This window comes from Photobacterium pectinilyticum (assembly GCF_024357955.1).
Taxonomy (GTDB): domain Bacteria; phylum Pseudomonadota; class Gammaproteobacteria; order Enterobacterales; family Vibrionaceae; genus Photobacterium; species Photobacterium pectinilyticum.
Genome location: NZ_JANEYT010000020.1, coordinates 59,813 through 83,437, shown reverse-complemented (window position 1 = coordinate 83,437; position 23,625 = coordinate 59,813). Strand labels below are relative to the sequence as shown.

Annotated in this window: 20 protein-coding genes; 9 read left to right on the top strand and 11 right to left on the bottom strand. The window is 49.4% G+C overall.

Features of this window, described 5'->3' with window-relative positions:
* Positions 1 to 361 precede the first annotated feature (361 nt).
* From NHN17_RS10900 to gmhB, 6 genes are all read right to left on the bottom strand, one after another.
* Positions 362 to 1,195 (bottom strand): ABC transporter ATP-binding protein, encoded by an 834-nt coding sequence (locus NHN17_RS10900; protein ID WP_255042487.1) that lies wholly within the window; start codon positions 1,193 to 1,195, stop codon positions 362 to 364.
* A 60-nt stretch (positions 1,196 to 1,255) separates the two neighbouring features.
* A complete protein-coding gene (locus NHN17_RS10895; protein ID WP_255042483.1) occupies positions 1,256 to 2,122 on the bottom strand; it encodes an ABC transporter ATP-binding protein in 867 nt (288 codons plus the stop codon).
* Between the two features lie 12 nt (positions 2,123 to 2,134).
* Positions 2,135 to 3,961, bottom strand: coding sequence for an extracellular solute-binding protein (locus NHN17_RS10890; protein WP_255042499.1), 1,827 nt, complete (start codon positions 3,959 to 3,961; stop codon positions 2,135 to 2,137).
* Between the two features lie 208 nt (positions 3,962 to 4,169).
* The gene (locus NHN17_RS10885; RefSeq protein ID WP_255042482.1) at positions 4,170 to 5,213 is read right to left on the bottom strand and encodes an ABC transporter permease; all 1,044 of its coding nucleotides are present in this window, start codon (positions 5,211 to 5,213) and stop codon (positions 4,170 to 4,172) included.
* A 2-nt stretch (positions 5,214 to 5,215) separates the two neighbouring features.
* Complete coding sequence (locus NHN17_RS10880) at positions 5,216 to 6,241, bottom strand: ABC transporter permease subunit (protein WP_255042481.1); 1,026 nt, start codon at positions 6,239 to 6,241, stop codon at positions 5,216 to 5,218.
* Between the two features lie 194 nt (positions 6,242 to 6,435).
* Positions 6,436 to 6,990 (bottom strand): D-glycero-beta-D-manno-heptose 1,7-bisphosphate 7-phosphatase, encoded by a 555-nt coding sequence (gene gmhB, locus NHN17_RS10875; protein ID WP_255042480.1) that lies wholly within the window; start codon positions 6,988 to 6,990, stop codon positions 6,436 to 6,438.
* Positions 6,991 to 7,323: 333 nt separating this feature from the next.
* On the opposite strand from gmhB, the gene metN reads away from it, so the two are divergent.
* The 9 genes from metN (at position 7,324) to NHN17_RS10830 (ending at position 15,392) form a co-directional block, all read left to right on the top strand.
* On the top strand, positions 7,324 to 8,358 hold the full coding sequence (gene metN / locus NHN17_RS10870; protein ID WP_255042478.1) for a methionine ABC transporter ATP-binding protein MetN: 1,035 nt from the start codon (positions 7,324 to 7,326) through the stop codon (positions 8,356 to 8,358).
* Positions 8,348 to 9,034 carry a methionine ABC transporter permease gene (locus NHN17_RS10865; RefSeq protein ID WP_255042477.1) on the top strand — a complete coding sequence of 229 codons (687 nt, stop codon included), beginning with the start codon at positions 8,348 to 8,350 and terminating at the stop codon, positions 9,032 to 9,034. The genes metN and NHN17_RS10865 overlap by 11 nt, the downstream gene beginning before the upstream one ends.
* Positions 9,035 to 9,132: 98 nt before the next feature.
* The gene (locus NHN17_RS10860; protein WP_255042476.1) at positions 9,133 to 9,948 is read left to right on the top strand and encodes a MetQ/NlpA family lipoprotein; all 816 of its coding nucleotides are present in this window, start codon (positions 9,133 to 9,135) and stop codon (positions 9,946 to 9,948) included.
* 125 nt (positions 9,949 to 10,073) lie between these two features.
* Entirely contained in the window at positions 10,074 to 10,778 is a 705-nt protein-coding gene (tsaA, locus tag NHN17_RS10855) for a tRNA (N6-threonylcarbamoyladenosine(37)-N6)-methyltransferase TrmO (RefSeq protein ID WP_255042474.1), read from the top strand.
* A 169-nt stretch (positions 10,779 to 10,947) separates the two neighbouring features.
* Positions 10,948 to 12,663 carry a proline--tRNA ligase gene (locus tag NHN17_RS10850; protein WP_255042472.1) on the top strand — a complete coding sequence of 572 codons (1,716 nt, stop codon included), beginning with the start codon at positions 10,948 to 10,950 and terminating at the stop codon, positions 12,661 to 12,663.
* Positions 12,664 to 12,812: 149 nt separating this feature from the next.
* Entirely contained in the window at positions 12,813 to 13,946 is a 1,134-nt protein-coding gene (locus NHN17_RS10845; protein ID WP_255042471.1) for a patatin-like phospholipase family protein, read from the top strand.
* A gap of 79 nt (positions 13,947 to 14,025) precedes the next feature.
* Positions 14,026 to 14,886, top strand: coding sequence for a GGDEF domain-containing protein (locus tag NHN17_RS10840; protein WP_255042470.1), 861 nt, complete (start codon positions 14,026 to 14,028; stop codon positions 14,884 to 14,886).
* Between the two features lie 111 nt (positions 14,887 to 14,997).
* The gene (locus NHN17_RS10835) at positions 14,998 to 15,204 is read left to right on the top strand and encodes a YaeP family protein (protein ID WP_255042469.1); all 207 of its coding nucleotides are present in this window, start codon (positions 14,998 to 15,000) and stop codon (positions 15,202 to 15,204) included.
* Entirely contained in the window at positions 15,204 to 15,392 is a 189-nt protein-coding gene (locus tag NHN17_RS10830) for a DUF4250 domain-containing protein (protein WP_255042468.1), read from the top strand. The genes NHN17_RS10835 and NHN17_RS10830 overlap by 1 nt, the downstream gene beginning before the upstream one ends.
* 102 nt (positions 15,393 to 15,494) lie before the next feature.
* On the opposite strand, the gene NHN17_RS10825 is transcribed toward NHN17_RS10830, so the two are convergent.
* The 5 genes from NHN17_RS10825 to dnaE form a co-directional block, all read right to left on the bottom strand.
* Entirely contained in the window at positions 15,495 to 16,706 is a 1,212-nt protein-coding gene (locus NHN17_RS10825) for an aromatic amino acid transporter (RefSeq protein ID WP_255042467.1), read from the bottom strand.
* 318 nt (positions 16,707 to 17,024) lie between these two features.
* Positions 17,025 to 17,336 (bottom strand): c-type cytochrome, encoded by a 312-nt coding sequence (locus NHN17_RS10820; protein WP_255042465.1) that lies wholly within the window; start codon positions 17,334 to 17,336, stop codon positions 17,025 to 17,027.
* Positions 17,337 to 17,454: 118 nt separating this feature from the next.
* Positions 17,455 to 18,798, bottom strand: a complete 1,344-nt coding sequence (gene tilS, locus NHN17_RS10815; RefSeq protein WP_255042464.1) for a tRNA lysidine(34) synthetase TilS — start codon at positions 18,796 to 18,798, stop codon at positions 17,455 to 17,457.
* Between the two features lie 134 nt (positions 18,799 to 18,932).
* Entirely contained in the window at positions 18,933 to 19,892 is a 960-nt protein-coding gene (gene accA, locus NHN17_RS10810; protein ID WP_255042463.1) for an acetyl-CoA carboxylase carboxyl transferase subunit alpha, read from the bottom strand.
* A gap of 60 nt (positions 19,893 to 19,952) precedes the next feature.
* A complete protein-coding gene (gene dnaE, locus NHN17_RS10805) occupies positions 19,953 to 23,432 on the bottom strand; it encodes a DNA polymerase III subunit alpha (protein ID WP_255042462.1) in 3,480 nt (1,159 codons plus the stop codon).
* Positions 23,433 to 23,625: the final 193 nt, after the last annotated feature.

Genomic DNA, 23,625 nt, shown 5'->3' with positions numbered 1-23,625 from the left:
ATTCTTTTGTTGACTATCATTTCACGAGTGCCCACACAGATTGCATGGTCAAATTGTTAAAGAACAATACTGATTGGTTAGCGGCTTAAGTTGCCGTGCTCCGTGTCAGTGAGGTCGCATTATAGGGAGTTCTGATCAACTGGCAAGCCTTAAATCAACAAAAAACGGCCCACCCAAGCTGTTCGAACGCTATTTGAACAACAACCACCTTTTTCGCTGCTTAAAAGAACAGAGCTCCACCAGAGTGTCTTGACTAACACTGATAATGAAAACAGGTTAAGGCTTATATTTGCTATCCATTACCGTAACAAGCTCAAAGCTCTGTCCTTTCTTCACCGCCTTCAATGTGGCTTTCTAATAATCAGGCCACATGGGTGTTGTTTGCAGACCTCTTGCGCTTCCTGTCACGAGGGTGCGTGATCGGAATCGCCGACAGTAGCTTCTTGGTATAATCAGCCTGCGGGTTACTGTATATTTCCCGGGCATCACCCATCTCAACCACTTTGCCAAAATACATCACCGCCACACGGTCGGAGATATGCTTCACGACCGAGAGGTCGTGGGAAATGAAGATGATGGCCAAATTCATCTCCTGCTGGAGTTGCAGCAGCAAGTTTAGGATCTGGGCCTGGACCGACACATCCAAAGCCGATACCGACTCATCGCAGATCAGTAGTTTGGGCTTTAGGGCAATTGCCCGAGCTATCCCTATTCGCTGGCGCTGCCCTCCAGAAAACTCATGCGGGTAACGATTAGCGGCTTCCTCCGGCAGGCCCACTTTAACTAATAGTTCTTTCACCCACAGCTTTCGCTCTACCGGTGTGCCAACCTTGTGGATAATAAAAGGCTCTTCCAAAATCACCCCGATGGTATGACGCTGGTTAAGCGACTCCATCGGATCTTGAAAAACGATTTGCACGTCTTTGCGCAACGGTCGCATCTCTTTGGTGGTGAGGTGAGTAATATCTTTACCCTCGAAGAAAATTTTTCCTTCGGTCGGTTCATAGAGCTTGAGGATCGTCCGACCTAAGGTACTCTTACCACAACCAGACTCCCCCACCAGTCCCAAGGTTTCGCCTTGAGCAACGGAAAAAGACACCCCGTCGACCGCTTTCACCGTATAGCCTTTTTTAAAAATCCCCTTTCCAGAAACAAAATGCTGCTTGAGGTTTTCTATCCTTAGTAACTCTGTCATTTTATTCTCCCTTTTCCACTCAACCTATACCGCTCAATCTAACCTTTGCTTATCCCTTTACTATCCCTTGAATTCGGGGAACAAAGTGACATCAATCGGTTTAATTTCAATCGGCTGCTTTGGTTCATTTTCCAAGCTAGGCATCAAGCCCATTAAGCGCTCGGTATAGGGATGCTGGGGATTGTCGAACAAATCAAAAATGTCGGCGAACTCCACCACTTTCCCGCCATACATCACCGCAACATCATCGCAAATTTCAGCAACAACGCCCAAGTCATGGGTGATGAAAATCACAGACATGCCGGTTTCTTGCTGAAGATCGTTAATCAGCTCAAGGATCGAGGCCTGCACAGTAACATCCAGTGCCGTTGTCGGTTCATCACAAATAAGTATGTCAGGTTTACACGCCAGTGCCATGGCAATCATTACCCGCTGACGCATCCCTCCCGAAAGGTTGTGCGGGTATTCCATTAGCCGTTTCTCCGGCATCGGGATTTTAACCTTCTTGAGCATATCCAAGGCGTACTGATTCCGCTCTCCCTTGTTAAGCTCAGGTCGGTGCAACTCAAGCACTTCGATCAGCTGGCGGCCAACCGAATGTACCGGGTTGAGTGCGGTCATCGGGTCCTGAAAAATCATCGAAATCCGGTTTCCCCGCATGGCATACATTTCTTCGACAGGCAGTGTCACCAGATCGGTTCCGCGGTATAGGATCTGGCCGCCAACAACCTGGCCATAGGGCTTGGGTAGCAAGCCCATGATCGACATCGCCGTCACACTTTTACCGCACCCTGACTCACCGACAATGCCCAATGTCCGGCCTTTACGAACATCGAAACTGACGCCATGAAGGATTTTGACGGTACCGTCATCGGTAGTGAACTCAGTCTCCAACCCTTGGACATTTAAAATTACATCATCTTGCATCGTCGACCGACCTTACAGCTTATAGTTGTCATCGATCACAGTGACCGGTTCAAAAGTTTTGCCTTTCTTCATCGCAGAAAGAGTGGCTTTCTTTTCTTCCTCATCAATCCAGAACGTGGCCAGATCTACGACCGAGAACAAAGAGTCCGTCTGTTTAGTCATGGCCGGCGTCGGATACTTCAACCAACGCCAATACCCTTCTCGGGTATAGGGCACCATGTAGCCAGGTACAATCAGGTATTCATCAGAGACCATTTTCTGAATTTGATGGGATATAGTTTGTTTCTTCTTCAGGTCAAATTCTTTGTTATAGCTGTCGATCAGCTTATCCATTTCCGGAGAACGGAAATTGGTATGGTTGTTCGTCTGCGGCTTAGCATTCGCCGAGTGTAAATACTCCCAATAAGCCGGGATTTCGCCACCGCCCATATTGATAAATGCTAGGTCATGTTTCTTCTCCAGCACATACTTGAACGCCGACGAGCCATCGACAAGATTAAGCGTGAATTCAAGACCGGCTTGCTTTGCCTGCTCTTTCAGATAAGCAATTCTCGGTGTATGCGGCTGGTACCCATAGGTAATAGCGAAGCTTAGGCGTTTTCCGTCAGCATTTACCCTGATTCCATCCGGTCCGATCTTGTCAAAGCCCGCTTTGGCAAAATACTCTGCCGCCAACTCAGGAACAAAGGCAGGCGCTTTATTGTCACTACGATCATAGCCGCCATGGCCGAACCCCATACCATGAGGTTTACGGGCATAATCGCCGCGCAAGACATTGGCAATCATACCATCAAAGTCGGTGGCATAAGTCACCCCGGCACGGACAAAACGATCATCAAGTAATGGCTGGGCAGTATTGATCCAAAGTCCACCAGCACCTTGTACAACCTGGTTATAACCCCAAAATTTATGGATATAACCATCTTGGTACGGCTTGGTATTGGCTTTTTCATGCCAAAGACTGGGTAAAATCAGACCAAAAGTGTCTAAATTACCTTTCTCGAAATGCTTGCGGGCAATGTCACTATCGCGGATCACCGTATAACGCACTTTCTCGACATTATAGCGGTTCTGGTAATAGCGATTGCTGTAACCCCACCAGTCTTTCCCAACATGTTTGAAGGTCACGCTCTTGCCTTTCTTGACCTTGTCCATGAAATAAGGACCGGTTGTCGGCTCGCTCTTGAAGTTGTAACGTCGAACAAAGTTATCGTCGATACCGTCGTTATTTTCATCTTTCTTTGGCTTAAAGAAGTGCTCAGGCCTTGGCTGCAAGCCGTTGCTTGGCAGATTGATCTGTACCATCAGCTCATCATTGGTCATTTTGACGACAGACTTCACCGCGATGGTGTAATCATCGAGCTTGACGACATCCTCGATCTTGTTGGTGAAGAAATCGTTGTACCAAGGTGAAATAATGTCTTTCGAACGGTAATACTTCAGCATAAACAGATAATCATCGGCGGTAACCTTCTCGCCATCCGACCAACGAGCGCTGGGATCCAGCTTGAAGTACACTGTCTGGTTATCATCACCAAAGGCCCATTCCTGTGCCAACTGAGGGATCCACTTTCCAGTATTGGGGTGACGTGCCGCCAGCTTAGGAACTCCGTCCATGAAGTGATGACGAAGCCCTGAATTGGAATCCGGGCCGACACTGCGCAAGGTCTGTGGAAAGCTGGCCATATGAGTGCGTAACGTGCCACCGAACTTGGCTTCAGGAGAAGCAAACAACGGCTCATCCATGTTGGACACCCACGTCAAATCTGCGGGTAGATCTGCCGCCTGCGCAGCACTTCCGAGTGCGGCGATAATCGCGACAGCTGACAATTTGAGCATGTTTTTCATTATTAATATCCTTATGTCAACAGCTACAAACCAAGGTTATACCAATCTGGATAAGTAGTTGATCAAGTATTTGCAATGGAGAAATCATTGTTATCAAGGCAGATATTGCAGTAACTAGTGGCTCTAATTACAAAATCTCTAACGCAGAGAACAGCGATTTTAACCTGCAAGACTGCTCAAATATTTATGCAGGTTGGTATTATACATAGCGGGTAAATTTCTTCGGATCGAAGGCGGCCCGAATCGCCTCACCAATGAAAGTTACCATCACTAACACCAAGACAATCGATGACACGACCGAGGCCACAATCCACGGCGAGTCCAAGTTGGACTTACCTTGCTGTAGTAACTCTCCCCAGCTCGGAGTGGGTGGCATAAGGCCAAGACCAAGGTAATCCAGCGCGGTCAGCGCGGTGATATTGGCGGCGATGGTAAACGGCGCCAGCGTGACAATCATGACCATAGTGTTAGGTAAGATGTGGTGGAAGATAATACGGACGGTTGATGCACCCAACGCCTTAGCGGCCATCACATATTCCCGGGCAGACTCCTTGTAAGTCATAGTACGCATGTACCAGGTCATCCCCATCCAGCCAAACAGCACGTTGATCCCGACAAATAACGTAAAGGTCGGTTGGGTTATCGATACCAAAATCATAATGACATAGAGGAAAGGTACCATTGACCATACCTCTATCAAGCGCTGGACAAACAGGTCGAATTTACCGCCGAAAAAGCCCATTGCACAGCCTACCGCGGTACCAATGGCATAAGAGATCGCCATAGTGATCAAAGCAAACCCCATCGCTGTTCGAAAACCGTAGACTAAACGAGCGAGAATATCCCGACCAATGACATCCGTTCCCAAATAATGCTGACCGGCAACGCTCGGAGCGGTGGGCGGAAAATCACCGGAAAAGTCCTGCTCATAGGGGTTCCAAGGCACCAGTGGCATCACTACAAAATTATCCCCGCCCTGCTCAGCAAAGAGCCTCTGAAGCGCGCGGTAATCCGCCTCACTAGATGAAGACTGGCCAAATTCAGTACCGAGACGAACATCGGACAGCACGGGAAAGCTATATTCACCATTGTATTTGATCACCAACGCCTTGCTGTTGATCAACAGTTCGGCAAACAGCGACAACACCAACAAGCATGAAAGCAGCAAGAAAGACCAGTAGCCACGCTTAATTTCTTTGAAGCGATTGATCTTTCTCAGTGTCAGAGGGTTTAAGTTAAACATGATCAAGCTCCAAACTTCACTCGAGGATCAACCAAGGCAACACAGATATCGGAGATAATATTGCCCATCAACAACATGCCGGCATTGATAGACACAATTCCCATCACGACCGGGTAATCCCGCTCGATAATCGACTCGTAGCCAAGCAAGCCTATTCCATCAATATTGAAAATAACCTCAATCAGGAAAGAGCCGGTCATGAAAAATAACAACGAATTACCGAAATGGCTGGCAATCGGGATCAAACTGTTGCGCAGGGCATGTTTGCGTACTGCCGTTTTAAACGGCAGTCCCTTGGCAATTGCGGTACGGATATAGTCGGATGACAGGTTCTCCATCAGGTTATTTTTCATGGTCATGGTCAAGGTGGCAAAGTCACCGATCAGATAACAGATCAGCGGCAGCACCGCATGCCACATCACATCCCTGGCCCGCTCAACAAAGGTTTCGTAATCATCGTAATCATCACCCGCGAATCCCCCCATCGGGAACCATTCCAGATGATAGCTAAATAAGGTAATGAGCAGGACACCCACCACATAACCGGGTAAGGCGTAGCCAACAAAAATCAAGATCGACGAGCCGGAATCAAATACCGAACCGTGCTTGAGCGCCTTGTAGTAACCGAGGGGGATCGAGATGAAATAACTGATGAAAAACGTCATGCCACCATAGAACAGTGATACCGGTAATCGCTCGGCAATCATATCGGAGACCGGCTCGTAATAGCGGGTCGATTCACCGAAGTCCAACACCATCAACTTGCCCAGCCATTCGGTATAGGCTTCCACAACGGGTTTATCCAAGCCATAAAAGGCGTTCAGCTCGGCAATCTGATCTTCAGACAGTGCAGAGTTACCACCAGCCGACGTCATCGCGGCGGCGCCATCTCCTTGTGCCTGCATATTGGCCAGCATCCGTTCGACAGGCCCGCCGGGCACGAAACGGGTAATGGCAAAGATAAGGATCGTGATCCCTAAAAACGTCGGGACAACCAATGCCAATCGACGCAAGAAATATGACAGCATGTTTTAACGACTCCATGTCAAACAGGCACTATGCTCGTAACAATGGCAAGGTTAATTGCAATAAAAAACAGCCAAATTACAAACTCGATTCTTTAAACTTTATAATAACAACCGATAAGATGAAGAGATTTAGAAGAAAAAGATCAAAAAAGGCTGCGAATGCAGCCTTGATACAACAATATAAATGAAGCCTTTTATTGAGCAGCCAGCCAAGCAGGCACATCGGCAACACTGTCTAGCACAGCATCGGCCAACTGCTCACCCTCAGCGGTTACCGGCTTGCCCGTTCGCACCACGATTTTGGTGCCAACTTCGGCCGCTTCGGCGGCTTTCATGTCATCGGCCTTATCACCGATCATTACCGAACTGGCCATATCGATCTTGAGAAAATCACGGGCAGAGATAAGCATACCTGGCTTGGGTTTGCGACATTCACAATCCTGAAGGTAATCACCTTTGCCTTCTGTCGGATGGTGCGGGCAGTAATAAATACCGTCGAACTCCACACCGTTGTCGACAAAGTTCCAGTCCATCCACTCGGTCAGGGTCAGGAAATCATCCTCGGTAAACATTCCACGAGCAATGCCAGACTGGTTTGTCACCAACACCAACATATACCCCATAGCCTTAAGTTTTTTACAAGCTTCAAACACACCTTCGACATATTCAAAATCATCGGTAGTGTGTACATAGCCGTGATCGATGTTAATTACACCATCACGGTCAATAAAAACTGCTGGTTTGGCCAAGCGTCAGCCCTCTGTCTCGCTGTATTCGTTATCCCAAATTATGGCACGGCTGGCAACGGGATTCACCTGTTTCTCTCAACCGTATAAATAAGAACAATCTATCATACTCACACTGACACTATGGCTATAAAGCCATTTAGACGTCCAGACGTAAAAATATCTATTGACTTCATTTATGTTAGCCCATAGCATCAAAGCCATAGATGCAATTGGCAGACAGGCTTCAAGCATCAATAAAATAATGCAAATGCAATACACAACATAACAATATACCGGTCGCAGCCATTGATGGGCGTGCCCGTCATCAACACGGTATAGGATTTGGGAAATAAGATGATAGAAATAAACAGAGTCAATAAAGTCTTCTATCAAGGGGCCAAGGAGATCCACGCGCTGCGTGATATCAACCTGACCATTGAGCAAGGCACCATTTTTGGGGTGATTGGTTCTTCAGGTGCCGGTAAAAGCACCCTGATCCGCTGCGTTAACCTGCTCGAACGCCCAACAAGTGGTCATGTCATTGTTGATGGTATCGACCTCACTCAGCTCTCAAACCAAGAGTTGACCCAAGCTCGCCGCAAGATCGGCATGATCTTCCAGCACTTCAACCTTTTGTCTTCCCGCACAGTTTTCGACAATGTCGCATTGCCTCTTGAGTTGGCAGGTACCAGCAAAGCCGGCATCAAAACCAAAGTCGATGAACTGCTTGAGCTGGTTGGTTTGGCCGACAAGAGCGACACCTACCCGTCCAACTTGAGTGGCGGACAGAAACAACGTGTGGCAATTGCCCGCGCACTGGCCTCTGATCCTAAGGTACTACTGTGTGACGAAGCCACCAGCGCACTTGACCCAGCAACAACCCAATCTATCTTGACGCTGTTAAAGGAAATCAACCGCAAGCTCGAGCTAACTATCTTACTGATCACCCACGAGATGGATGTGGTGAAAAGTATCTGCTCCGAAGTAGCCATCATCGGTGACGGTGAGCTGGTCGAAAAAGGCCCGGTCGGTGATATCTTTGCCCACCCGAAAACCGAGTTAGCACGTGACTTCATCCGCTCGACGTTGGATCTTTCTATTCCGGAAGACTACCGCGCACGAATGGTAGAAACCCGTGTTGCAAACAGCTACCCGCTGATCCGCCTTGAGTTTACAGGTGCCTCTGTTGATGCCCCTCTGATTTCTCAGGTAGCTCGAGAGTTCAATATTGATATCAGCATCTTAAGCTCAGATATGGACTACGCCGGCGGCGTCAAATTTGGCCTAATGCTAGCCGAGTTATTCGGTACCGAACAAGCGGCAGAGCAAGCCATTAACTTCCTTCGTGATCACAAAGTAAATGTAGAGGTATTGGGCTATGTTGCTTGATTCAATTACCACCTGGTGGGCCCAGAACGAGCGTTTGGTTGACCTGCTTATTGATGCCCTCGGCCAAACCCTGATCATGGTGTTTGCCTCTGGCCTGATTGGCTTTTTGATCGGAATCCCAGTTGGTGTTGCCCTGCACCTAACCAAAGCAAACGGCCTACTGGCAAACCCTGCAGTCAATAAAGTACTGGGTATTGTGACCAATATTGGTCGCTCTATTCCCTTTATCATCTTGCTGGTCGCGATTATCCCGTTCACCCGCTTCGTGGTCGGCAGCTCTATCGGCACCGCCGCGGCAATCGTGCCATTGACTGTCGGCGCAATCCCGTTCATCGCCCGCCTGGTTGAAGGAGCATTGCTAGAAGTCCCGACCGGTTTGGTGGAAGCTGCGCAGGCGATGGGTGCAACCCCACGCCAAATCATTACCAAGGTACTGCTACCTGAGGCCATGCCAGGTATTTTCAACGCGGTGACCATTACTCTAGTGACCCTGGTCAGCTACTCGGCAATGGCCGGTACTGTCGGCGGCGGTGGCTTGGGTGATGTGGGGATCCGCTACGGCTACCAACGCTTTGACGGCACTGTCATGCTTATCACGGTCGTGATGCTGGTCATTCTGGTTCAGATCATCCAGTCTGCTGGCGACCATCTGGTCAAGCGCTTCGATCACCGATAGTGAACAGCACAGATAACAAACAACACTGATTACAAAATACAGAAGACACATATTCCATCTAGTATTACGGACAACCCCAGTTTTTAAGGAGAAGTAACATGGCTTTTAATTTGAAGAATTTGTTCGCCGTCGCCGGTTTGGCATCAGCATTGGTCCTGGCTGGCTGTGGCGAGAAAGACGCTGTCGTTGATAACAGCAAAATTAAAATTGGGGTTATGGCGGGCGCTGAAGAGCAAGTAGCGGAAATTGCGGCCCAAGAAGCCAAGGAGAAATACGGCCTTGATGTGGAGCTTATCGCCTTCACGGATTACGTATCACCAAATGCAGCGCTGGAAGAGGGCTCGATTGATATCAATGCTTTCCAGCACAAGCCTTACCTTGATCAACAAATTTCAGACCGCGGTTATAAGTTTGCGGTCGCTGGTAATACTTTCGTTTACCCGATTGCCGGTTACTCAAGCAAAATTGAATCGGTTGACGAACTAAAAGACGGCGATCAAATCGCAGTACCAAACGATCCAACCAACCTTGGCCGATCACTGCTTCTACTTGAGCAGCAAGGTTTACTGACACTGAAAGAAGATGCCGGCCTAACAGCAACGGTATTGGATATCATTGAAAATCCAAAAGATCTAAAGATTGTTGAACTAGAAGCCGCCCAGCTACCTCGTTCACTGGATGATGTGCAACTAGCAATCATCAACACAACATACGCGAGCAGCATCAACCTAGCACCAGAACGTGACGGTGTGTTTGTTGAAGACAAAGAGTCTCCATATGTGAACCTGATTGTAGCCCGCGAAGATAATGTCGATGCCGAGAATGTTCAGACCTTCATCAAGGCTTACCAGTCAGATGTTGTGTACGAAGCGGCAAAAGAAATCTTCCAAGGTGGCGTAGTTAAAGGTTGGTAATTACCCACCTAGCCTCCCTCTGATATCAGCCAACAACAGCCCCGGCCATTACGCCGGGGCTTTTTTTGCCCCAGCCATAATGCTATGTTCAGCGCCATGACCCACAACGCATTGCCCGAACTACTATGCCTTACCAAATAGAACCTATCGGTATTGTCCGCTCGCCGTACAAAGAAAAGTTTGCCGTGCCCCGTCAGCCGGGACTGGTACCCAGCGCTCGATCCGACGTTATTCTCCAAGGAGAAGCCAATGCTTTGGAAGCGGTACGTGGACTGGAACAGTTCAGCCACCTGTGGTTACTCTTTTTGTTTGATCAGAATCTGGAAGCTGGATGGCGGCCAACCGTCAGGCCTCCCCGCTTGGGCGGTAACGAGCGCATCGGTGTATTTGCCAGCCGGGCAACCTTTCGTCCCAATGGAATCGGGATGTCAGCCGTCGAGCTAATCGGTGTGCGTCAACAAGGCAGTGATGTCATCATCGAACTCGGCGGGGTCGATCTGGTTGACGGTACGCCGATTGTCGATATCAAACCCTACATCCCATACTCCGATAGCCTCCCCGACGCCCATGGCGGCTTTGCTGATGGTGAGCCAGCTACCCTGCCTGTGGTCTTTACCGAAAAGGCCGAAGGCCAACTCACAGGTAAACAATTAGCCCGACAGCGTGCGGTGATTGAAGAAGTACTGGCACAAGATCCGCGCCCGGCTTACAAAAAAGGCAAAGCAGACGCCAAGGAATACGCGGTTCACCTGTTCGACTACAATGTTAAATTTACCGTCAGCCAGGACGCGGTCACCGTTATAGCTCTGGATAAGCCACTAGAAAAATAACCCGAGGTTATCTATACCCCGTAAATTCCAGTGGAAATTCTGGTTCCGGGGACCCCAATCTCTTTGGCTAACGGCCATTGGGCTGGTAGTATATGCGGTTACCGCCCTTATAGGCGGCTGGGGCAAGCCCCAAATCCCCTTATTTTCATCAAACAAACGGATACCATCAATGCGTACCAGTAACTATCTTCTTTCTACCCTGAAGGAGACTCCAAATGACGCAGAAGTTGTTAGTCATCAGCTAATGCTTCGTGCAGGTATGATCCGTAAGCTGGCTTCAGGTCTTTACACCTGGCTGCCTACTGGTCTGCGCGTTTTACGTAAAGTCGAGAACATTGTTCGCGAAGAAATCAACAATGCAGGTGCTGTTGAAATTTTGATGCCCGTAGTTCAGCCGTTTGAACTATGGGAAGAGACAGGTCGATCTGAAAAGATGGGCGCTGAGCTACTTCGCTTTACTGACCGCCATGATCGTCCGTTTGTACTTAGCCCGACAGCAGAAGAAGTCGTTACCAGCCTTGTGCGTAACGAAGTAAGCTCTTACAAGCAGCTTCCGCTAAACCTGTACCAAATCCAGACCAAATTCCGTGACGAAAGACGCCCTCGTTTTGGTGCAATGCGTGCACGTGAATTTAGCATGATGGATGCCTACAGCTTTGACATCGACAAAGACGGCCTTAAGCAATCTTACGATGCGATGCATGAAGCATACTGTAAGGCATTCGACCGCATGGGTCTTGATTACCGCCCAGTACTGGCTGATACCGGTGCAATCGGTGGTAGTGGCTCTCACGAGTTCCACGTATTGGCAGAAAGCGGCGAAGACTTGATTGCCTTCTCTAGCGAGTCTGATTACGCGGCCAACATCGAAAAAGCAGAAGCACTAGCGCCTGCGATGGAACTTGCAGCGCCAACGCAAGAGATGACGCTGGTTGATACGCCAAACGCTAAAACGATTGCCGAGCTTGTTGAACAGCACGGCCTAGCTATCGAGAAAACCGTTAAGACGCTATTCGTTAAAGCGTCTGATGAGGTTGATGCCGACATCATCGCACTGATCATCCGTGGTGATCACGAGCTGAACGAAGTAAAAGCGGAAAACCTAAAAGAAGTCGCCTCTCCACTAGAGATGGCAACGGAAGAGGAAATCCGCGCACTTATCGGTGCAGGTCCAGGTTCACTTGGCCCTGTTGGCCTTGAACTACCATTTATCGTTGACCGCACAGTTGCTGTAATGAGCGATTTCGGTGCTGGCGCTAACGTTGACGACAAACACTACTTCGGCATCAACTGGGGTCGTGACGTAGAACTCGGTCAAGTTGAAGATCTACGTAATGTGGTTGAAGGCGACCCAAGCCCATGCGGCCAAGGTACTATCCAGCTTAAGCGTGGTATCGAAGTCGGCCATATCTTCCAACTAGGTACTAACTACTCAGAGAAGATGAACTGTGGCGTACTTGGTCCTGATGGCAAAAACGTTATTCTAGAAATGGGCTGTTACGGTATTGGTGTATCACGTGTTGTTGCATCAGCCATAGAACAAAACCACGATGAAAACGGCATTATCTGGCCAGCAGCACTTGCACCGTTCCAGGTATCAATCGTTCCAATGAACATGGCGAAATCGGCAGAAGTGAAGGAAGCGGCTGAAAAGCTATACGCTGACCTAACGGCTGCTGGTATCGACGTTCTGTTCGACGACCGTAAAGAGCGTCCAGGTGTTATGTTCGCAGACCACGAATTAGTGGGTATCCCACACACTATCGTGATCGGTAACCGCAGCCTAGAAAACGGCGAGATGGAATACAAAGACCGTCGTGCTGGTACCAAAGAAGGTGTTGCTGTGGCTGATATCGTTGAGTTCGTTAAGCAGAAACTCGCTTAATCGCATACGATTCAGTTACTAAAGGCCTCCCTTGCGGAGGCTTTTTTTTGTCTGTTGCCCAACACTGACACCTCAATGTTATAAGTCTATATTCCACCATAAGTAAAAATAGGGATATAGTTATAGAAAGAACAAAAGAGAGGAGCACTATGGGCAAGGATACGCCACGGATCAGCCTGATCCTCACTGGAGGCGGGGCAAGAGCTGCCTATCAAGTCGGGGTCCTCAAGGCCATTTCAGAATGGTACCCACGGGTTCATCACAGCCCATTCAGCATATACTGCGGCACTTCGGCAGGGGCAATCAATGCCACATCGATTGCTTGCTATGCCTCCTGCTTCCGCTTAGGTGTAAAAAAACTGGAATGGATCTGGTCGCGCTTGCACAGCCGGCGCATTTTTGCCACCTCCCCGCGGGGAATGAGCGGCTACCTCGCCAGTCAGTGGTTTGCCCGCTTGCAGGCTCATCACCACGAGCGGCCCCCCTTTGGGCTGCTCAACAACCGTCCGCTGCGCCAGCTTCTCAATCAAGTCAACAACTACTCCCGGTTGGAAAAACAAATTGCTGCCGGTAACCTTCATGGTATTTCGATCACGGCCTCCAGCTATAAAAGCGGCCACTCAGTCAGTTTCTTTCAGGGCCAACAAGGACTCAACGAATGGGACAGGGCCAAGTCGAAAGGCCGCCGCTCACTGATCACCACCGATCACCTCCTGGCCTCCTCCGCTATTCCTTTGGTTTTTCCCGCTACCCGTATCGGTCAATCCTACTATGGGGATGGCTCTATCCACCAACTGGCACCGTTGCGACCGTCACTCAAAATGGGGGCTGATAAAATATTGATCATTGACCTCATCAACCAGAAAATGGAGAGTCCGGATCACACCCGGGCCCCCGGCCTCGCAGCACTGGGCGGCCACCTGATGGATACCATTTTCAGTGATACGCTCACCGCCGATCTGGAGAACCTTTCAAGGATCAACACCTTAATCGATAGCCTACCCGAGGCTGAAACAAAGCGAAAACTACGGAAAATCGAGCATATTCATCTGTCGCCAAGTCACTCTTTTGAACACCTTGCCCGTAAGTACTATTGCCACCTCCCCCCCATGACCCGCGGCTTAATGCAGCTGATTGGTATCAGCCCCAAAGATGACGCTGCTATCACCAGCTATATCCTATTCGAGCCCGCTTACATCCATGCCCTGATGAAGATGGGATATGAAGACACCCAGGAAAAAGAAGCTCACCTTCGCAGTTTCTTAATTAAATCAGATGATTAATGATATAAACTCCGTTTAGGTATTGAAATGGCTTAATAATTGCCTATAGTTAGTTCCCTAGTAATTTTTTGACATATGTATGGATCCACTCCACTGGAATGACAAGCTGGCCGATAGCCAATATGCAAAACCAAGGACCAAACCCCTTGGGGCTGATCAGCGCCTGCTAGTATTGCAAAAACTTCAGGGGAAGCTAGATGTTAGCCTATTGTTTGATATATTCAGCCGAGAAGTTGAAAAGCAGATAGATATCAGCAGGTTAATGTGGGACTCGGACAATACTACTACCCTCGTACGCCAAGGTTCTGCGACTCAATACCGGCAGACCTTTATCCTTCGCTTCAATAAACAAGATTTGGGTAAACTTCAATACCACACGCCTTACGCGCTCGATAAAGATGAAGTCAACCTGCTTCATACCTATCACCGCTTGTTTGCCGGACCGCTAGCATGCGCACTTGAATACCGCCGAGTAAAAAATATGGCATTGCGTGACTATCTATCGGGGCTTGGTAATCGCAACAGTTTTGAGCAGGATCTCAACCATGCGATTGCGATGAGCGAAAGGCGTAACATCGGCTTGGTACTGACCATGTTCGACCTCGACAACTTCAAACAGGTCAATGACCGATTTGGTCATCCCGACGGTGACAAGGTGATCCGCCATTTCTCACTGCTGCTGAAAAAATCAGTTCGGGCCACCGACCGCTGTTATCGTATTGGCGGTGATGAGTTTGCGGTACTGCTCCAACCCGCTACCGACTCATCCGCTCTACACGTGATCCGCCGGCTGGACGTCCTGATGGCAGACGATGCGACCCTGCGTACATTAAAAATAGGCTGCTCCAGTGGTTTTAGCTCCTACCAGAAAGGTGACACCAATATCACCTTGGTTGATCGCGCTGACCGCCATCTGTACAAACACAAACGTACCCGCTAAATCCCCTGCCGTCCCCGGTGAGTCTTTGATATAGTAATAAGCCTGCTTTCGCCAGCCCTCTGTCATAGAAAACAGCCGGTTGCCGAAATCACTGTTTATGAAGGACACACTATGAAAGTTTATGAGTGCTGCGAGCAAATACGTATGATCTACGCACAGATTGGTGGTGGTGAACTGGGCTATATCCCCAATGCGATTCACTGTGCTATCAAGGCACTGAATGACATTGCGGCCAACGACACGCTGCCAAAAGATGTTCGCGAGCGTGCCGCTTTTGCCGCTGCCAACTTACTGATGAGCGATCACGAGGACGCGTAATGAATTTGAACAACTTCGATAGCATGGATCCCATCATGCTAATGAGCATCGTCAATATGAAGATCCGCGATGAGTTCGGCGATCTGGATGCCCTGGTCAAGTTCTACGATATCGATAAAGAAAAGCTGGTTACCAAATTAGCCAGTGCTGGGTTTGACTACCTACCGGATGCCAAGCAGTTTCGATAAAGCGATTGGCGATGACAAAGGCTGATTCAAAAAATTAAAAAAACGGAAGCCGAGGCTTCCGTTTTTTATTGCATGGATACATAACCCAGTGCTTATACCAACCTAGCCTTTAAAGACAGGCAGTAGATTCGCCATCGCCAGTAAATGGAAGGCGGCTGTCAGTACCCCGAATGCAATTACCATATAAATAGTCGCATTCCCCCCAGGAACCACAAAACCTTCTTGTACAGGTGCTCGTTGACGTAATGTTTTTGCCAGCGTAGCCGGAATAATACAGGTCCAGATAGTGGCAGCAGCGCCAGCTAGACCAATCGCGGCAACAAAACCAAACGGTGCGACTAACGAGAACACTAATGGCGGAACAAAAGTCACGCCCCAGGTTTTTAGTCGGCCTTGTTTGGTATCAGCAAAGCCAAACAAGTCAGCCAAGTAATCGAACACACCTAATCCAACACCAATAAATGATGAGACAATCGCGGCAATAGAAAAGACATGCAGGGCTTGTTTAATGCTATTTGAATCAATCGCTGATGTCAGTGCCGCCATTAAGGCATCTACACCCCCACCGGCGGTCACAACAGGACCGAACTCTTGACGAGGTACATTACCAAAGATACAGATCACCCAACCAAGATAGAATGTCAGTGCAATCAGAGTACCGCCAAGAATCGCTTTTTGGGCACGTTGCTCATCCTGGTAGTAATCACGCATTGTACTCACTGAATGGTGGTAACCAAAAGAGGTTAACGCGACCGGCAACAGGGCTAACGCATAGCCTGAAAAAGCGCTCTCAGATTCGCTCTGGGCAAATAGAGTCGGCACACTGATATTTGAAGCCAACCCGGAAACACCCAATACAAAGCTAATGATCATGAACAGGATCAACACAATTGAGATCCGGTCTACCGCACGGGTGGAGTGCAAAACAAAGGCCGAGCATAATGCAACAAACAGGACGGAAGCTAATTCGCGCGAGACACCAAGCATTTCGCTAAAGATCATACCGGATGATGAAATGTATGCGTATAGTAGAATTCCACCCACAAAATAAAGAGATAGGTTATTAATTAAATTAACCTTTTTGCTCAAGATATCTTTAGCAACAGTATTAAATGAAGCTTTAATCTCATAATGCTTCAGTGCTTCTAGAAGTAACCAGCCAGAAAGCGTCATCATGATCATCGTGACCGAAATGGCAATCACACTCCATAACGTCCACGCACCCGCACCTGCACTTGGCAACCCAAGCATGCCTGCCCCAACACAAACACTGGCGATAATACACGCGCCCCCAAGTGTGGATGGTTTACTCATAATAACTCCTAAACAACATTAACGTATCAGCGTGCTAGTACAATAATGTGTTCTGAGTTATTACGCAACCGCAGAGCATTTGTTTGGGCAAAAGATAAACAAATAGATGGAAATTTTAGTTTACGAAATCAAGACGCCTATTTATTTCGGACAAGAAGCTATCAAAAAAGATAAAAATAGCACCTAACAAAAATCGCCCAGCCCTTTTGGTTAAAAAGGTCTGGGCGACGGGATCTGTTCTATCACTAACCGAAGTATCGCAAAATAGCTGATACTCATCAGCACAAGAAAATAACCTTGTGCTTAACGTGGTCAGTATTATTTCATCTGAGCAAAATAAGCGGCGACATTGGCAATGTCATGATCACTGAGCATAGAAGCCTGCGGTTGCATTACCATGGCCATTCCGCCGGTACGCTCTTTATTTTTGTACGCCTTCAGCGAGCGGATCAAATACTGCTCGTTCTGACCTTTCAGATTAGGATAACCAGGAATAACGGCGACACCGTCTGCACCATGGCAGGCTGCACACACCGCGGCTTTGGATTTTCCGGCAACCGGATCACCTGCTGCCATCGCAGGACTCGCCATAACGGCAGCAAACATTACACAAGCTAGAACTTTCTTCATCAGGTCCTCATTATTATTTTCTATTATCCATAGTATCCCCTGATAACGGGATATAGCGTTGGCACGACAGTACACCACGCTGATTAGATTGTGCCTTTATTCAACAACAAATACTAAATTAAGTCATGATATTGTGCACTTTTTCCTGCTCGTAGTGCCATGTCAGGTCACAATCCTTACCGGCAAACGCTTCAACAACAAACAATCCGGCTACCGCGGCTAGCTCTTCGCCATAGAAGATCAATGGTGTTCGGCGTCGTTGCCAGCTCGGCACCCCGTATTCCTGAAACAGTTTTTTCAGCTTGCGCTTACCCACCCGGCCAACGGGCTGGACTTCCAATCCGGCAGGCTCGAAGCGCACCGAAACCGGCTCGTTATACAGCGGCAAACGTAAGTGACCATCTTCTGACTCAGCCAACAACAACGAACCTAGGGACGAGGGCAAATGGCAGTGTTGATTGACGCTAACAGGCAGGATTGAACCGGAGGCATCCGGCCAAGGCTGGACAACATACAAACGCTGCCGGAACCGACGAACTTCCGCATCCCCCCAGCACACTTTGGGATTGGCATCCGGTTTAGCCAATACCACTGAATGCCACACCTGTTCCAACTGGGCCTGCGAGGGCATTTTCACGCCAATGGCAGCAAACCAAAAACGTAGCAACGCCTTACCCCGCCGTTCACTACCCGGCTGATCTGGATTTAAATGGGTGATACCCAAACTCTGATCAGCCGAAATGGCTTGGCTAAGTTGTTCCGCTAACAGCTCCTGCAGCAAGGCCTCCTGCTCACCACATAAAACGGCGCTGCGAGCCACTGCTTTACGGATCCCCGGCCAACGGGAATTCAACAGCGGGGTGATCTGGTGGCGCAGGAAGTTACGGTCGTAACGCTCGTCACTGTTGCTCTCATCCTCTATCCAATCAAGGCGATGCTCGTTGGCATACTGTTCAATAACAATACGGGGTTGGTCAAGCAAAGGCCGTAGAAGCCAACCTGAAGCAAACGCCATCCGCTGCGGCATCGCCGATAGCCCTGCCGGCCCACTGCCCCTTTTCAGCGCCAGCAAAACCGTTTCCAGTTGATCATCAGCATGCTGGGCCGTCAGCAACACAGTACCCGGCGTGATATAGTCGCGTAAGGCCGCATAACGGGCATCCCTTGCTTGCTGCTCCACACTCATGCGCTTTCCCAGTATCAGCGAGACCCGTTCGACCTCGATGCTGATTCCCGCCTCAGCGGCCCAATCAGCACAACGCTCAGCCCAAAGGTCGGCATTGGGGCTTAGGCCATGGTGGACATGTACAGCCTTGCAGCTTGCTTCAGGGTGGGCCTGAAGGTAACGCCCCATAAGGTGGAGCAATACCCGAGAGTCCAACCCACCACTGAGTGCCAGGACAAATCGGGCTGGCTTTTCCACCGCAACGGCAAAACAGGCTTCTAAACTGGTATAAAGCATTGAGCTACATCCGAAATAACACACTTCAAAAGTATACCTCCGCTACAGCAGAGGGGAATACTAAACTAAAAAAACGGGCCAGCCCAAAGGCTGACCCGTAATATTCATGTTGCCTCATAGGCACGCCGTGCTAATTAGCAGTAACCATAGCTCATAAGACGCTGATAACGACGCTCAAGCAATGCGTCGGTATCAAGTTGATCCAGCTCTTCTAGCGTCGCCAGGATCTGCTTTTTCAATAACTCAGAGATTTGAGCAACATTGCGGTGCGCGCCGCCTAGCGGCTCTTCAATAATGTTGTCAATAAGCTCAAGCTCTTTAAGGCGATCCGCCGTCATGCCCATCGCTTCGGCCGCCTGCGGTGCCTTGTCAGAATCACGCCACAGGATAGAAGCACAACCTTCAGGGGAAATAACAGAATACGTCGAGTACTGCAGCATGTTCACACAATCCCCCACGCCGATCGCAAGAGCGCCACCTGAACCACCTTCACCGACTACGTTACAGATAACCGGTACAGTCAGCCCTGCCATCGCTTTCAGATTGGTAGCAATCGCTTCAGATTGGCCACGTTCTTCCGCGCCTACACCAGGGTAGGCACCCGCGGTATCAATGAAAGTAATGATAGGCATCTTGAAACGCTCAGCCATTTTCATCAGGCGAAGGGCTTTGCGATAACCTTCCGGCTTTGGCATACCAAAATTGCGCAGCACTTTCTCTTTAGTCTCGCGGCCTTTCTGGTGACCAATCACCATCACTGGGCGGCCATCCAAACGAGCGATACCACCGACCAGGGCTTTGTCATCCGCAAACGCGCGGTCACCCGCCAATTCATCGAACTCGGTAAGCATGTGCTCAACATAGTCAAACGTGTATGGACGCTGTGGGTGGCGTGCCAGCTGAGCGACTTGCCATGCACCTAGATCGCCAAAGATCTTTTTGGTCAACTCTAGGCTCTTCTTTTCAAGCTGCTCAATTTCTTTGTCCAAATCAACCGATTCAGACTCATCACGGCGAGAAACATCACGCAGTGCTTCAATTTTTGCTTCTAGTTCAGCAATCGGTTGTTCAAACTCAAGGAAGTTAAGGCTCATACCAATTCAGTCCTTTTGCTCATAATTGTCAGTATCTATTACTGATAACTATGGGCTATTTTAATTAAACTCAAGCTCAACCTGCTTATCACCCAGCAATATTTTAAGATCAGAAATTAATTGATCTGCCGGGGTAACACGCCACTCCGTTCCCAGAGTCAGTTTGGCGCGAGCATTCGAGCGCTGATAATACACATTGACAGGTACGGTACCTGCCCGGTGCGGTTCCAGCACTTTGCTGAAACGTTCAAAAAACTGTTCATCAATTTGCCTCTCTGTTAACGAGATGGCAAGGCCGCGTAGGTGCTTTTCTCTCGCATCTGCGATGTCTAGCACTTCCCGGGCCGACATTTTAAGGCCGCCGTTGAAATCATCAAAGCTGACCTGTCCGGAAACAACCAAAATTTTATCTTTTTCAATGAGATCTAAATGGCGTTCCAAAGCTTCTGAGAACAACATCACTTCCATTCGGCCACTGCGATCATCAAGAGTCAGGATACCTATCCGGCTCCCGCGCTTGGTCGTCATCACCCGAGCACCAATCACCAGACCGGCGACGCTTACTACTTTATCACGTCCTGTCGGGTGAGCATCTTTCAAGCGCCAAGTCGTATAGTGCTTGAGTTCAGAGACATAGGCATTGATCGGGTGACCCGTCAGATATAGACCCAGCGTCTCGCGCTCACCTTCCAGCCACACTTTATCTGGCCATTCAGGGATATTGGCATACGCATGTTCCACTTCTTCCGGTGCAGCCGTCAGCACCCCGAACATATCGGCCTGACCGAACGCTTCAGCCTGATGGTGCTGGCTAGCAGCCCGGATGGCATCATCAAGTGTCGCCATCATTGCCGCACGGTTCGGACCAAGGCGGTCCATAGCACCGGATTTGATCAATTTTTCAAGTACCCGCTTGTTCACTTTTTTGGTGTCAATTCGGGCACAAAAATCAAACAGATCCTTGAAGTGGCCGTCTTTCTCACGTGCCGCAATAATATTCTCGATCGGGCCTTCACCCACCCCTTTCACCGCACCGATACCATATACGATGGCACCCTTGTCATCGACATTGAAACGGTACAGCCCCTTGTTGACATCCGGTGGCAACAAGGTGATCTTCATTCGATGGCACTCATCCACCAAACCGACGATCTTATCGGTATTATCCATATCGGCGGTCATTACCGCCGCCATGAACTCGGCTGGGTAGTGGGCTTTCAGCCAAAGCGTCTGGTACGACACAAGAGCGTAGGCAGCGGAGTGGGATTTGTTAAAACCATAACCGGCAAATTTTTCTACCAAGTCGAAGATCTTCATCGCCAACTCGCCGTCAATGCCGTTCTTCACCGCCCCTTCTTCAAAGGTGGCACGCTGCTTGGCCATCTCTTCCGGCTTTTTCTTACCCATTGCACGACGCAACATATCTGCGCCCCCCAGGGTATAGCCGGACAAGACCTGGGCGATCTGCATCACCTGTTCCTGATAGAGAATGATGCCGTAGGTCGGCTCCAGTATCTCTTTCAACGATTCGTGCTGCCAAGTCGCATCCGGGTAAGAGACTTCTTCTCGGCCGTGCTTACGGTCGATGAAGTTATCTACCATGCCCGACTGCAGCGGGCCCGGACGGAACAGGGCAACCAGTGCGATCATATCTTCGAAGCTGTCGGGTTGTAGACGTTTGATCAAGTCTTTCATCCCGCGAGATTCCAGCTGGAATACCGCGGTGGACTCGGAGCGCTGCAACATCGCGAACGATTTGGCATCGTCCATCGGAATCGCGGCAATATTGACCGGCTCTTTCCCTTGCTCCTCCAGGCGCGGGTTGATCATCCCCAGCGCCCAGTCGATGATCGTCAGGGTACGCAGACCCAAGAAGTCGAACTTGACCAGACCGGCGGTTTCCACGTCATTCTTATCGAACTGGGTAACCGGGTTGGCACCTTCCGCATCACAATACAACGGGGCAAAGTCAGTGATCGTGGTCGGTGAAATAACAACACCACCAGCGTGTTTACCGGCATTTCGGGTCACACCCTCGAGAATGCGACACATGTCGATCAGATCTTTGACTTCTTCATCAGCCTCATACGCCTGCGGCAGTTGCGGCTCGGCTTCGAATGCCTTGGCCAAGGTCATCCCCGGCTCAGCTGGCACCAGTTTGGAGATCCGGTCAACAAAACCGTACGGATGGCCCAGTACGCGACCAACATCACGGATAACCGCTTTTGCCGCCATGGTACCGAAGGTGATGATCTGAGATACCGCATCCCGCCCATACATCTCGGCCACATGATCAATAACCTGATCACGCTTATCCATACAGAAGTCGATATCGAAATCGGGCATCGATACACGTTCCGGGTTAAGGAAACGTTCGAATAGAAGGTCAAATTCCAACGGATCAAGGTCGGTAATGTCGAGCGCATAGGCCACAAGGGAGCCCGCACCCGAACCACGACCAGGACCAACCGGTACCCCGTTATCCTTCGACCACTGGATAAACTCCATGACGATCAAGAAGTAACCCGGGAACCCCATCTGGTTAATAACCTTCAGCTCGATATCCAAACGCTCGTCATATTCCGGACGGCGCTTGGCACGCTCCTCTTCATCCGGGAACAAAAACGCCAAACGGCGCTCCAACCCTTTCTCCGATTCCTTAACCAAGAAATCTTCGATGGTCATATCGCCCGTTGGGAAGTTCGGCAAAAAGTACTCACCGAGACGAACCGTGACGTTACATCGCTTAGCTATCTCTACGCTGTTTTCTAGCGCTTCCGGAATGTCGGAGAACAACTCACACATTTCGTCTTCGCTGCGCAGGTATTGCTGGGCGCTGTATAGCTTAGGTCGATTGGGATCAACCATGGTGTAACCATCATGGATAGCTACCCGGATTTCATGGGCATCGAATTGGTCTGGGTTGATAAAGCGCACATCATTGGTTGCCACAACGGGTAAACCTACGTTCTCGGCAAGTTCAATGGCAAAGTGCAAATAAGCCTCTTCATCAGCACGACCGGTACGGACCAACTCGAGGTAGTAGGCATCCGCAAAGTGCGTTTGGTAGAACTCGACGCATTTGCTGACCAGTTGCTGGTTACCTTTAAGCAGCGCTTTACCCACATCACCTGTTTTACCGCCCGACAGCAAGATCAGGCCTTTCTTGTGCTCCACCAACCACTCTTTATCCATCACAGGCAGGTGCTGGACATGGCCACGCTGGTAAGCCTTGGAAATCAGCATGGTCAGGTTCTGGTAACCGTCATTGTCGGCAGCCAGTACCGTCAAGTCACACAGTTCCTCGCCCATCTCCTCGGACATTACCTTGAAGTCCGCACCGATGATCGGCTTCATGCCGGCGCCTTGGGCCGCAAAGTAGAATTTAACCAAGCCACAAAGGTTGGTAAAGTCCGTCAGCGCCATCGCAGGCATGCCCATCCCGGCCACGGTTTTCACCAGCGGCGGTACTTTGGACAGGCCATCAACCATAGAGAAGTCACTGTGGACACGAAGATGAATAAAACGAGGTTCAGCCATGACTAACCAGAATAGAGTTGTTCAAAAAACAAGACGGTGATTATAGCCCAAAGCACCATGGCTGTTGACTCTAATCACCACCTTTTACTAATGCAGGTTTTAAAGGGATGCAAAAACCCACAATTTGACAAAATTATATACCCAGTCACATCAAGCAGCCAAAAAGGCAGGTCGCTTGTGGCTATTTGGGGAT

Excerpts from the sequence above, each read along its gene's own strand:
- NHN17_RS10900 (WP_255042487.1), bottom strand. The coding sequence starts at position 1,195 with ATGACAGAGTTACTAAGGATAGAAAACCTCAAGCAGCATTTTGTTTCT.
- NHN17_RS10895 (WP_255042483.1), bottom strand. The coding sequence starts at position 2,122 with ATGCAAGATGATGTAATTTTAAATGTCCAAGGGTTGGAGACTGAGTTC.
- NHN17_RS10890 (WP_255042499.1), bottom strand. The coding sequence starts at position 3,961 with ATGCTCAAATTGTCAGCTGTCGCGATTATCGCCGCACTCGGAAGTGCT.
- NHN17_RS10885 (WP_255042482.1), bottom strand. The coding sequence starts at position 5,213 with ATGTTTAACTTAAACCCTCTGACACTGAGAAAGATCAATCGCTTCAAA.
- NHN17_RS10880 (WP_255042481.1), bottom strand. The coding sequence starts at position 6,241 with ATGCTGTCATATTTCTTGCGTCGATTGGCATTGGTTGTCCCGACGTTT.
- metN (WP_255042478.1), top strand. The coding sequence starts at position 7,324 with ATGATAGAAATAAACAGAGTCAATAAAGTCTTCTATCAAGGGGCCAAG.
- NHN17_RS10865 (WP_255042477.1), top strand. The coding sequence starts at position 8,348 with ATGTTGCTTGATTCAATTACCACCTGGTGGGCCCAGAACGAGCGTTTG.
- NHN17_RS10860 (WP_255042476.1), top strand. The coding sequence starts at position 9,133 with ATGGCTTTTAATTTGAAGAATTTGTTCGCCGTCGCCGGTTTGGCATCA.
- tsaA (WP_255042474.1), top strand. The coding sequence starts at position 10,074 with ATGCCTTACCAAATAGAACCTATCGGTATTGTCCGCTCGCCGTACAAA.
- NHN17_RS10850 (WP_255042472.1), top strand. The coding sequence starts at position 10,948 with ATGCGTACCAGTAACTATCTTCTTTCTACCCTGAAGGAGACTCCAAAT.
- NHN17_RS10845 (WP_255042471.1), top strand. The coding sequence starts at position 12,813 with ATGGGCAAGGATACGCCACGGATCAGCCTGATCCTCACTGGAGGCGGG.
- NHN17_RS10840 (WP_255042470.1), top strand. The coding sequence starts at position 14,026 with ATGGATCCACTCCACTGGAATGACAAGCTGGCCGATAGCCAATATGCA.
- NHN17_RS10835 (WP_255042469.1), top strand. The coding sequence starts at position 14,998 with ATGAAAGTTTATGAGTGCTGCGAGCAAATACGTATGATCTACGCACAG.
- NHN17_RS10830 (WP_255042468.1), top strand. The coding sequence starts at position 15,204 with ATGAATTTGAACAACTTCGATAGCATGGATCCCATCATGCTAATGAGC.
- NHN17_RS10825 (WP_255042467.1), bottom strand. The coding sequence starts at position 16,706 with ATGAGTAAACCATCCACACTTGGGGGCGCGTGTATTATCGCCAGTGTT.
- NHN17_RS10820 (WP_255042465.1), bottom strand. The coding sequence starts at position 17,336 with ATGAAGAAAGTTCTAGCTTGTGTAATGTTTGCTGCCGTTATGGCGAGT.
- tilS (WP_255042464.1), bottom strand. The coding sequence starts at position 18,798 with ATGCTTTATACCAGTTTAGAAGCCTGTTTTGCCGTTGCGGTGGAAAAG.
- accA (WP_255042463.1), bottom strand. The coding sequence starts at position 19,892 with ATGAGCCTTAACTTCCTTGAGTTTGAACAACCGATTGCTGAACTAGAA.
- dnaE (WP_255042462.1), bottom strand. The coding sequence starts at position 23,432 with ATGGCTGAACCTCGTTTTATTCATCTTCGTGTCCACAGTGACTTCTCT.